We start from the raw sequence: 11,379 nt of genomic DNA on the forward strand, positions 1-11,379 counted from the left end.
ATGATGTCTGTACGAGTGCATTTTCATCAGCCGGACAGCGTTGCTCAGCGTTACGTGTTTTGTTTGTGCAGCAGGAGATTGCCGAGAAGATTATCCGTTTAATAAAAGGGAAAATGGAAAACTTGCATATTGGCGATCCGCGTTTATTAAAAACAGATATCGGCCCCGTTATAGACCAGGCTAGTGTTAATAAATTAACTGCACACTGTCAGGAGTTAGAAAGTAAACAGCAGTTACTTTATCAAGTCCCTTTTATTGAAGAAAAAAATATAAGCAGTGCAACCTTTATTGCGCCGGCGCTCTTTGAAATCAATCATATTAACGAATTAGAAGATGAATACTTTGGTCCACTGTTGCATGTTATTCGTTATAAATCGGCAAATATAAATCAGGTTATTCAATCCATAAATGAAACGGGCTTTGCATTAACTTTAGGTATCCATAGCCGTAATCAAACATTTATTTCACATATCATCACACACAGCAAGGCGGGAAATTGTTATATCAACCGTAATCAAATTGGTGCACAAGTCGGCGTTCAACCTTTTGGCGGAAATGGTTTATCGGGCACAGGCCCTAAAGCTGGCGGGCCAAATTATTTGACTCGTTTTACTTGTATCAAAACGGTTAGCTAGAGCATACAAAATGAGGAGTGATAAAGCATGTCTGATCTAACATTCGAACAACATCTAGTAGATGCGTTACACTGTTTAGAATTACAACAAAGTAATTTTCAACAAAACTGTACTTTGTATGAAAGTGAAATCAAAGATGTTTTACAAGAATTACTAAATAATCAGAAAATAGATCAACAAGATTATCTACAATTACTCGATTTATTAGCAACGATTGTTTTTAATATAAATTCACAACTGCAAGAGATCCAACTAACAGGGCCAACGGGAGAAACGAACCGATTAATTTATCAAGCAAAAGGTTTGTGCTGGATCGATTATCAGCAAGCAGCTGATTTTAAAAGTGTATTTGCCTTGTTATCTATTAGTTTACTCACAGGTAATATCTGTCTGATTATTCAGCGCGGTGATTTAGTGACAAACTTTTGTTTGTTATTGAAAGCGAAATTAACAGCGGGTTTAGTCACCTTAATTGACAATAAATATACGCAATTATTAATCGATCATCCTGCCGTCAATTTAGTGGCCAGTTTGGCTGCTAAAAAGCACATTCAGCAACTTAATCAGCAGTTAGCGCAAAAACCTGGTGCAATCACATCTTTAGTAAGCTTACCGATCAATGAACCGATCCATAATATCAGTTGTTCAGATCTGCTTTTACGCTTTATTAATGAACGCTGTATCACCAATAACATCACCGCAGTAGGCGGTAATACACAATTATTATTTATGCACGAAGAGTAATAAATTGATCAATTACCTCTTTCAAGCAAGTTCAGTACTACGACGTGGAGTATTAAAAAAATAGAAACAACGAGCAAAAAAAAGCGGCTACTATTGCGCTCGCTAGCTATCAGAATCACTGCATACATTAAATTGACAGCTTTTGATATGTAATACATCTAAGTCTATTAAAAATGAGCTGTTATACATTTAATAGCGCAAATGGTTAATATTTTCGTGATTAACATCGCTATACAAGAGCAGGAAATAGTTTTAGCAGCTTCTATTTTTAGCCCAAAACCTTGAAAGCGATTACAAAACAAAGCGTTATAAATCCACAAAAAAAACAGTTTGAACTCCTGCTGAATGCGGCCTGTTTTGTTATTCAATTATCACTTTCCTTAACAGACAACCGCAAAAACAACACATTCTGTAAACGCGCGCAAAGGGGGACACAGGAAAGCTCATTCTATCGATCCAGATCTCATTTTATGGGTTGCTGAATAAATAAACTCGTTTCAATTAATCAGATCACAAGGCGCCGGATTTATAATCGAGGCACTTTTTATTTAAAAAAAAGCTTTACTACAGCCCTTGTCTTAGCTGAATTAATGAAAAGAGAGACAAGATCAGAGTTTTTAATATTTACAATACAAAACAAGTGATGAATTTAATTCATTACAATAAGGACACTCATGGAAAATCGTTGGCAAATCGCTTTATCTGCAGGACTTCTTGCGGCAGTCTGGTGTGGCATAGCAGATACCTTTCATCTCGTTACCTGGGTAGGCTTTTTAGGCTGCAGTACCTATTTTGCACAGCCTAAAACGGGTTTCAATGGGGTTCTTATGAGCTGGTGTACCAATCTGTCCGGTGTTTTCTGGGCATGGTTGGTGATCAGCGGAAGTAGCTACTTTGATACGCAACTAATCGGTTACCTTTTCACTGGCATCGCAACATCAGCAATGTGCCTGCAGGCTAGTTATCATAAATTATCTTTTATTCCAGGGGCTTTTATCGGTTGCTGCGCAACATTTGCGATGGGGGGAGATATTGTTAATCTTTTACCTGCATTAATTCTTGGTGCGCTGCTTGGTTATGCGATGACATTGCTTACTTCACAATTCATTAGTATCACGTTTTTTTTTCAAAAAGCTACAAAAATGACGATAGCAGATCCTAACACAACAATTGAGTAGTTTATCTATTTTGAACTTATACTAGAGAGAAGAAACAACGGTTAATGGCGAGCAATAAGATTGTAAAAAATATTTGCTGCTGTTTTTTCTCTTAAAAAATCACCTTGGTACTGAATATGAAACAGATTGAATTTAGAAAAATAGATGCCCTTATGATAAAGCTAAGTTTAAACGGAAAGTTTTTCGTACTTTGCGCATTGGTGGCAGTTATTACAACCAGCATCGCATTGGTCAACTTAAACGATGTTGAGCAACATGCAGCAGATAACTCTCAAGCAAGAGCACAATCTATGGTCGATGCCTTTGCTCAAGTCGCATCAAAGCAAAGCCTGACTGACGATGAGCTGGCGCAGTTTGCCACACAACAAGGCTTACAGATCAGCAAACAGATGAAATCATCCCGTCAAGGTAAAATGCAGACAGTCACAGCACCGGTTGGTCGTCAGTATCTGCAATTGAGCAGCAATGTGAGTCAATGGGAACAACAGGCATTGGATGACGCCCGTATGATGTTATGGGTTGCTTTGCTTGGTTTATTGCCTCTTTTTCAATTGAGTTACTGGACATCAACCTCGCTTGGTGGTGGTTTATGGGATATGTATATCGCAATAAAACGTTTAGCCGATGGTGATCTGACACAGCGTCTGAATTTCTTCGGTGTAGATGATTTTAGTATGATTGCGACCGAAATAGATCGAAGTGCAGATAATATGAGTGAGATGGTGACGGCGATAGGAAAAAATGCAGGCACCCTTGCACAAGCGGCTGATGAGTTTAATCAGCAAGCGCAGCAAAGTGATGAGTTGATTGGCCTGCAACATGAGTTTTTAGATACGGTAGCAGTTGCCATGGAGCAGATGACCGCGGCAATAGAAGACGTTTCCCGTAATGCAGCCAATACTTCCGATCAGACAAAAAACAATTCTAACCAGGCTGAGTCTAGTAAGGAACAGATTGCTGATGCGGTAGTGCGGATTTCAACCTTGGTCGATAAGATCGATTCAGCATCAGAATCTGTTACACAGCTTTCCAAAAATGCAGCAGAGATTGATGCGGTAGTTACCACTATTAACGCCATTTCAGAACAGACAAATTTACTTGCGTTAAATGCAGCGATTGAGGCAGCTCGAGCCGGTGAGCAAGGTAGAGGATTTGCAGTGGTTGCAGATGAGGTGAGAACCTTAGCAGGCCGCACTCAGCAAGCGACTGTTGAGATTAAATCTATGATTGAAGGTTTACAATCTGGCTCTGCGACGCTCTCAACAGTGACCCGTGAAATTGTTGAACAGGCCGATCAAGGTCGTAATTCTATTGTTTCTGTCGGTGAGGATGTCGATTCGATGGCCAGCTCAACTAATGATGTATTTGATATGAGCTCTCAGATTGCAGCATCCGCGGAAGAGCAGAGTGTTTCGGCTCGAGATATCGCGATACAGCTCAATGATATCCGGGCACAGTCTGAAACGATTAAACAGACAGCGCAACGCTCGGTGATATTAGCATCGGATCTTAGCCAATCATCGATCGCACTTGAAGGGATATTAACACAATATCAGTTGGCTTAAGACGCTAAAACAGGATTGCTTTTTTACATTGTTGCTGTTTTGTTATCGACAACCGCTTCCTTTTTTCTTAACAGCTAGAAAAAAGGAAGCAGAATAAATTTCCTTGCACACGAAGTGCACAGCTCTACTCCTAAAACTTCACTATCGCTAGATTTAAGTTAGTCAATTTACCATCCAAACTCCCCACAGTCGAAATAGCTCACTATGCTGAACAGCTGCATCAAAAATTTTCCTTGCACACGAAGTGCACAGCTCTACTCCTAAAACTTCACTATCGGTAGATATAAGTTAGTCAATTTGCATCCAAACTCCCCTGAAGACGAAATAGCTCGCGATTCTGAAATGCTGTGTTAAAAATAAGTGCTCACTAATAAGCTAACAGTAATAGTGATTGTGCAAATTAACAGACCCTTAACTATAATTATTTTTAATAACAAGCGTTTTGTTGGCAAAGAGATGCAACAACTAGATTGTGCATAGCGTTGTATATAAAACTACTAATTAACAAACAGATGAGGCGTCTTCTATGAAAATACAAATATTAACTTTCCTCTTAATAGGTATCTTTGCACTGCCTGCTGTAGCAGATAAGCCTGCATGGGCAGGAAAAGGAAAACCCAGCGCGGAGCAAAAGGAGCTTAACAAAAGTACAAAAGAAGCAAAAGAAGCCGAATTTGATCAATCCGAAGATAAAATTAAAAAAGAAAAAAAACAAAAAGAGCTAAAGAAAACCGATATCGGTAAAAATGAAACTGATGATTCCGAAGATAAAATGAAAAAGGACAAGAAAGATAAAAAGGTGAAAAAAGAAAAAAAACAAAAAGAGCTAAAAAAAACTGATATCGGTGAAAATGAAACTGATGATTCCAAAGATAAAATGAAAAAGGACAAGAAAGGTAAGAAAGCAGATCAAGAGATGAAAGAGTTAGACAAAGGATCTGAACAAGGAAAAACATCTAGAGAAAACCGTAAAAAATGGTGGCAATTCTGGGATGAATAAATCTATAAAATCTGACAAGCTTGCAATAGTTTTATTGCAAGCCTGCAATTTTTAACCACTCTCACTTCCGAAAAGAGGATATATATATTGAATTATTTATAATCATTAGCTTCTTCTCTTGCTCTAAGCAATGCTTTCATTATCTCTTCTAATTAGTAACTCAGCATGAATTTCATCATACTGTTTATCTAATCTATAGAATAATAACAGTACGAGGATTCCCACTGCCGAAATAATTGGCGCCCCGATAAAATTAATCTTTATAGCCGTTAGTGCTGTAATTTCTTGATTTGAAGCTTGAGGTATATAATTACCTGCTGATAGTGTCCAACCGGAAATGGCTCCGCCAACCCCCATGCCCAGCTTGACACCAAAACTTGACGCTGCAAACAGTAAACCTGATGCACGGACACCCGATTTCCACTCACCATAATCCACCGTATCCGCGATTAATGCGAATATTAATCCCACATTAAAACCCAATCCAATACTAGAGACTATATTGCCTGTGAATAATAATGAAATATTATGATTCCCCGCTAGATAGATCATTATAAAACCAAGGATCGCGACTAGATTACCGATAAACATGGTATTTCTTTTACCAATTCTTTTAGAAACGAAAGGGACAAGTATTATACCGGGAAGAATGGCTATAATGGCTAAAGGAAGAAAAGTCGAGATTAAATCCGGTCTCCCAAGATTGTACTGTAAATAGTAGATAGCGGTTTGATTTTTCATAGTCATACCCGTCCACATTACGAAGTTAATCAATACAGAAATCAGCCAAGGTGTATTCCCTTTTAGCGCTTTAAAACTTTCCTTAACTGGAATTGATTTTTTATTTGCTGCTTGGATTCGTTCTCTTGTATTTAAAAAAGTAATTATGAACAAAATAACGGCAATAACAGCATATAATCCCATAGTTAATTGGAAGCCCTTTGCAGCATTACCTTGTCCAAAAGCCTCAACTAAAGGCATAGTCAATCCTGCGACAAGCAAGCCTCCAATAACAGCAAATATCATCCGCACGGCATTGACTGCTGTCCTTTCCTGATAGTCATCCGTTAAACTGGGTAATATTGCAGAAAGCGGAATATTGATCGCCGTATACACAGTACCTAAGGCAATATATGTGATATAAGCGTAAATTAATTTACTCGTGCCAACTAAGTCCGGTGTTGTGAATGTTAAAAAAGCAAATATTCCGTAGGGTATGGCCATCCACAAGAAATATGGACGACATTTACCCCATTTTGTTTTCGTTTTATCTATGATAATTCCCATAATCAGATCATTAATGGCATCCCAAACTCGCGCAATAAGAAACATAGTAGCAACGGCTGCAGCGGAAATACCAAAGACATCGGTATAGAAGTACAATAAATAGAATGTAATCATCATAAAAACTAGATTTGATGCGGTATCTCCTAAACCGTAACTAATCCGTTCTTTCCAAGAAACTAATTTTAATGACCCCTTGTTTTCAAGATTCATACGATTTTCCCTTCAAAGTTAAGTCCTTTTACTTAGCAAGCATAGCTGTTTTGTATTGTTAAGCCTGAGATAGTACAGAATATGGATGAATCAGTTCTATAAAGCTCGGTGTTTAGGCGGCATGATTGTGATTTAAACTACTAATACCAATTCCACTAATTAGATGATCTATTTAGGCGCAGGAAAAATGGATGAAAGCAAGGCATTGATTGCAGTAACTAGTTGTTCTAATTGCAAAATCAATAACGAAGCTAGCATTTATTTTAACAAGCGTAAATGAATAGATAATTAGTGAATTTGGTATAAGTTACGTCTATATTCTGATGGGCTGACATCTAACCAGCGCTTGAATGCCCTATTGAACCCAGTTAGATTGGCATAACCCAATCTATCGCTAACCTCACTGAATGAGATAGCACCTTCCTTAATGAATTTCAGTGCAAGCTCTTTTCTGCTAACTTCTACCAACTCCCGATATGATGTATTTACAGCTTCAAGTTTTCTATAAAGAGTCGACTTACTCATATTAAACAGACTTGCCATTTCATCGGCTGAAATATGATCATTAGTTTCGATGAAAAGCTGATTAATCTTTGTTAATACATCTTCGATGATATTCTCAAAATCGGGCTCGCTGGGTCTTAAACGTTCTAAGATAGATTTTAACTCATTATCAATATGGCGATTATGATATTTATTAACGATCTTAAAATCATCCTTTTTAAAGCTTAAGTAACTTTCTTTAGCAAAATTAACCTTCCCTGCTATATGGGCTTGATAGGTCTCAAGATCTAACTTGTTTTCATCAGCAAAAAATGAATCAATTTTCACATCCGTTCCAAAAAACAGTTGTGAAGAATACGCGATGCCGAATAACGGCCCGTAACCTGAATTAAAAATTTGCTCTTTATTATTAAAGCAAAATTTTATCTGTACATGATCAGTTTGCGCATTAATGTCAAAGGACATAGCACGGTTTGAAAACATAAAAAACTCAATGGTTCTTGCTATAAAGTCACCCAATGTTGGCGCATTACAGATATAACTGCGAGAAACACAACCGAGACTATCTCGGGTTATATTTGACAAACTCTGCTCTTCTGCAAATAAGCTATTGATCTCCTTAACAAGCCACTTTAATTCATAGCGCTGATAAAACCCCTGCTCATTTAATGCAAATAATATCGGTAACAAACTGTCCTGTTTGATAAAACAGGGCTCATCCACTGAAAAAGCATCTAATTTTATTGTTTTTAATGCATTATTTGTCGGATCTATCTCTTTTAAAGCGTGATAAAGTCCGAATGCAAAACTGTTTAAATAGAACATCAATCCTCCCTGATATTATCTGTTTACCCTGCAATTAATTTTCATCAATCTGTTTTACTATATAGTTAAATTTACGCTAATAAACACAAAAAATAACGTAACATTTCGTAACATTTCAGCGGAGCTAAAATTCAGTTTGAGCAACACTTTTCACTCTCGTTATTACGTGCTGTAACTAAGCAGACAAAAGAGAGAATACACATCTTATTTACTTTTAAATCAAAGAATTATCAGGAGGTGATATTGATATGTTTATTTAATTTGTCGAGCTGGTTTTATCTTTAATATGATCCAAGTAGGTCGCAATTATCGCGACTGGGAGTGGTGCTTAACCAGTAAAGACGCGACTTGCTATTTTGGACGATTTAGCAAGGCTTTGAAGTATAATTATTGCTTTAACTCTGTCTGTAATTTATTAATACCTCATTCCAGAATAGGCATTTTTTTACATTAAAATTAATTTTTTTAATGGTTCTATATAGCTCGCTCTTTAGGAAAACCTAATCTTATTTAAACTCCTAAATCATGTCTATATTCTGATGGGCAGATTCCAAACCAGCGTTTGAATGCTCTATTAAAACCAGTCAGATTAGCGTAGCCCAATCTGTCACTGATCTCACTGAATGACATAGCACTTTGTCTGATTAATTTTAGGGCGATTTTTTCTCTGACAGATTCAACTAATTCACGGTAGGTAGTATTTTCGCTGGCAAGTTTGCGATAAAAAGTGGATTTACTCATCTGAAATAGATTTGCCATTTCATCAGCTGAAATGTAATTATCTGTCTGCATAAAAAAGAGTTCAATCTTGGTTAATACAATATCTTTTATACTATTAAATTCAGGCTCAGCTGGTTTTAAACTGTCAAAAAGTGATTTGAGTTCATTATCAATATGCGCATTATAGTTTCTATTTATTAAATTAAAATCACTCTTTTTAACCCTCAAATAGCATTTATCCCCATATATTATCTGACCGGAGATGTACGATTGAAATGTTTCCTTATCAAACTTACTTTTTTCAGCAACAAACAGATCAATTTTCACATCAGTCCCAAAATATAACTGGGTACAATAGGCGAGATAAAAGAGCGGGCCAACTAAAGGGTTAAAATCTTGTTCTTTGTTATTAAATTTAAATATTATTTCAACTTGCTTGTTTAGCTTATTAACTTCGAAGGACATGCTTCGGTTAGCAAATGTAAAGTATTCTATTATCCTTTCTATAAAGTCACCCAGTGTCGGCGCATTTAAGACATAACCACGATGAATTGACCACAGTAGTTTCTGCTGCATAGGAGATGAAAACAGTTTTTCTGAAATAAAACCTTCAGCGAGTGCTGCGAGCCAGTTTAATTCACCGTGCTGATAAAAACCGATTTCATTTAAAGCCATTATTATTGGCAACAGGCTTTTTTCACTGACAAATATTGGTTTATCAGATGAAAATGTATCCAACTTTATCTGATTTAACGCTTTATTTTTTGGTTCTGCTTTTTTCAGTGCCAAATAAAGTTCAAGTGCAAGGTGGTTTAGATAAAACATTTTATTTCCCTATTTATACGCTAATGTTGTAATTATTCTCCTTTATAGCCATCCTTAAGCCTTATCCTTCCTTGTAAATATTATAAGCCCAAAGCAGATTAATATCTAAATTAGAAATGTGGCTTTTAGCACAGATTGATTATTCAATCTCAGCAAAAAAAAGCCAGCCTTTACAGGCTGGCTAGAATAACAGGTAGTAATTTCTTATTCTGAAGAAGCTACGCCATTATTTCTGATCGTTTCAGCGTACCAGTAATAACTGTCTTTAGGGATACGCTTCAGATCATCCTCATAATCCACATAAATCATGCCAAAGCGCCCTTGAAAACCATTGATCCATTCAAAGTTATCAAACAGTGACCAGGCTGTGTAACCAATAACATTGGCGCCATCCTGAATCGCTTGCCATGTTGCTTTAACATGCCCGTTAAGGAAGCGGGTTCTCATTACATCGTGCACCTGTCCATCGCTGGTAAGTTTATCTTCAACCCGGTAGCCGCCACCATTTTCAGTAATAAGAATATCCTTGCCACCGCTCACTTCATCCAGATACATTAACGTATCGTATAAGCCTTGTGGATCATATTCACCATTTTCTGAGCCTGGATTCTCGATAGGGGCATAAGCAAAGGCTTCACCAAACAGATCTCCGCCCATAAAATCGCCGTTTTGCGTAAAGCCAGTTTGGCCTCCGTAATTAGCCTCTTCCGCATAGGCTCTTACTGTACGTCGGCTGTAGTAATTCACGCCGGCAAAATCGGTTCCTTGTGCTTTAATAAACGCTAAATCCGCAGCTAATTGTTCTGGAGTCGCCTTAATTTGGTAGCCAAGTTCAGCAAATCTCTCAAGTAATCCATCTGGGTACTTACCTTTAAATACAGGGTAAGTATATAGGTCGTTCTTAAGAGCATTATAGAGATCGTTAGCCGCAAGATCTTCTGCAGACTGAGAGGCTGGCTTGCCAGTTCCCAGATCAAATGCGATACCAATATCACCGTCAAGAATTTCTCCTGCATCTTCCAGATCATGGTAAATTTTAACTACTTTAGCATGCGTCAGCATATAGCCGTGAATGTAAGTCAGCTGTCTACCGACGAGATCAGTATATTTTATGGTCTTGAACAATGCCTCAATATTAGCAGCGGTTGGTTCCCAACCCGTTGCTCCCTTATCGAACGTAGTACCTAGCAGTCCCTCAAAAAATGTTGCCCAAATAAAGGGTTCATTCAAGGTCATCCATTTGTCGACTTTATTACCATAGCGTTTGATAACCGCTTCTGAATAGACAGCAAAGAAATCGACAACATCACGATTAGCGAAACCGCCCATGCCACCCATGCCTTCAGGTAACCATAACCCAAGAGGCATATCCCAATGGAAGAGAGTGATCATAGGGACAATGCCATTGTTAATAAGCTCATCAATCAGCCGGTCATAGTAAGCCAACCCTTCTTCATTGGGTGGGAGTAGATTACCATCTGCATCATAAGGAACGCCTGTAGGGTAAATTCGCGACCAGGCAATGGAAAAACGGTAACTTTTTATGCCAGCCTCTGCCATCAGCTTTACATCGTCCTTATATCTATGATACTGGTCGATAGCAACATCCCCGGTTTCACCCTTGGCCATTCTCATCTGCTGGGTAATGAAATCCCAGTTGGTATAACCGCGACCGCCTTCATCCCATGCCCCTTCCACCTGATAAGCTGAAGTTGCAGAGCCCCATAAAAAATCACTTGGAAACTCAAGGAATGTGTCTTTTGGGGTATCAACATCAGTTGCATGTACATAATCCCCTGAGTCACTACCACAGCCCGTCAATAAAGCGGTTGCTGCCACGGCGACAATTGCCAGTGGTTTTAAATTAATCATATTATAGACCTTCT

General features: G+C 37.9%; 9 protein-coding genes. 5 read left to right on the forward strand and 4 right to left on the reverse strand.

Features of this window, described 5'->3' with window-relative positions:
• From AC4GME_RS11955 to AC4GME_RS11975, 5 genes are all read left to right on the forward strand, one after another.
• On the forward strand, positions 1-635 hold a 635-nt coding region (locus tag AC4GME_RS11955), incomplete at its 5' end, for an aldehyde dehydrogenase family protein (RefSeq protein WP_490379446.1).
• A 27-nt stretch (positions 636-662) separates the two neighbouring features.
• Positions 663-1,379 (forward strand): hypothetical protein, encoded by a 717-nt coding sequence (locus AC4GME_RS11960; protein ID WP_490376496.1) that lies wholly within the window; start codon positions 663-665, stop codon positions 1,377-1,379.
• A 674-nt stretch (positions 1,380-2,053) separates the two neighbouring features.
• The gene (locus tag AC4GME_RS11965) at positions 2,054-2,557 is read left to right on the forward strand and encodes a DUF1097 domain-containing protein (RefSeq protein WP_490376495.1); all 504 of its coding nucleotides are present in this window, start codon (positions 2,054-2,056) and stop codon (positions 2,555-2,557) included.
• A gap of 116 nt (positions 2,558-2,673) precedes the next feature.
• Positions 2,674-4,122 (forward strand): methyl-accepting chemotaxis protein, encoded by a 1,449-nt coding sequence (locus AC4GME_RS11970; protein WP_490376494.1) that lies wholly within the window; start codon positions 2,674-2,676, stop codon positions 4,120-4,122.
• 526 nt (positions 4,123-4,648) lie between these two features.
• Positions 4,649-5,122 carry a hypothetical protein gene (locus AC4GME_RS11975; RefSeq protein WP_490379447.1) on the forward strand — a complete coding sequence of 158 codons (474 nt, stop codon included), beginning with the start codon at positions 4,649-4,651 and terminating at the stop codon, positions 5,120-5,122.
• A gap of 123 nt (positions 5,123-5,245) precedes the next feature.
• Here the strand turns inward: AC4GME_RS11975 and AC4GME_RS11980 are convergent, their stop codons facing one another.
• The 4 genes from AC4GME_RS11980 to AC4GME_RS11995 all read right to left on the reverse strand — a co-directional run.
• On the reverse strand, positions 5,246-6,619 hold the full coding sequence (locus AC4GME_RS11980; RefSeq protein WP_490379448.1) for an MFS transporter: 1,374 nt from the start codon (positions 6,617-6,619) through the stop codon (positions 5,246-5,248).
• A 288-nt stretch (positions 6,620-6,907) separates the two neighbouring features.
• A complete protein-coding gene (locus AC4GME_RS11985) occupies positions 6,908-7,948 on the reverse strand; it encodes a helix-turn-helix transcriptional regulator (protein ID WP_490379449.1) in 1,041 nt (346 codons plus the stop codon).
• Between the two features lie 510 nt (positions 7,949-8,458).
• The gene (locus tag AC4GME_RS11990) at positions 8,459-9,493 is read right to left on the reverse strand and encodes a helix-turn-helix transcriptional regulator (RefSeq protein WP_490378526.1); all 1,035 of its coding nucleotides are present in this window, start codon (positions 9,491-9,493) and stop codon (positions 8,459-8,461) included.
• Between the two features lie 204 nt (positions 9,494-9,697).
• Positions 9,698-11,379, reverse strand: a 1,682-nt coding sequence (locus AC4GME_RS11995; protein WP_490378525.1) for a glycoside hydrolase family 1 protein, incomplete at its 5' end; no start/stop codon positions are given.

The sequence above is a fragment of the Psychromonas sp. genome (genome assembly GCF_983033635.1).